Source organism: Microvirga antarctica (genome assembly GCF_017921815.1).
In the GTDB taxonomy this organism is placed as follows: Bacteria; Pseudomonadota; Alphaproteobacteria; order Rhizobiales; family Beijerinckiaceae; genus Microvirga; species Microvirga antarctica.
The window spans coordinates 1-287 of sequence record NZ_JAGEMM010000125.1 but is presented as its reverse complement, the minus strand read 5'-3'; the positions used below and the strand labels follow the sequence as shown (position 1 = coordinate 287).

The 287-nt window shown below is 50.2% G+C and carries 1 protein-coding gene; it reads right to left on the bottom strand.

The window, feature by feature from the left end; genetic code table 11:
- Positions 1 to 160, bottom strand: a 160-nt coding sequence (locus tag J4G32_RS22130; RefSeq protein WP_210497669.1) for a DeoR family transcriptional regulator, incomplete at its 3' end; no start/stop codon positions are given.
- Positions 161 to 287: the final 127 nt, after the last annotated feature.

Sequence of the window (287 nt, the reverse complement as noted above, 5' to 3'; positions counted from 1 at the left end):
CGTGGTGGCGCAAAATCATATTCTGTTCCGCCAGATCGTTAAGATCCCGACGAATGGTTTGCGGGCTGACAGAAAAATGCTCCACCAGCTCTTCCGTACTGACGTACCCCTGTTTTTTCACCAGTTCAATGATCGCGTCATGCCGTTGTGTTTGTTTCATGAATAATCTCTGAAAGTAACCAACCTTGCGCCGGATAGCGACATTCGCCCTACCCGGCCTGGAAAAATATCTCGACCACAGGCCGGATACGCCTCACGTTCGTTTTCGCGCATTCAGCGTATCAACA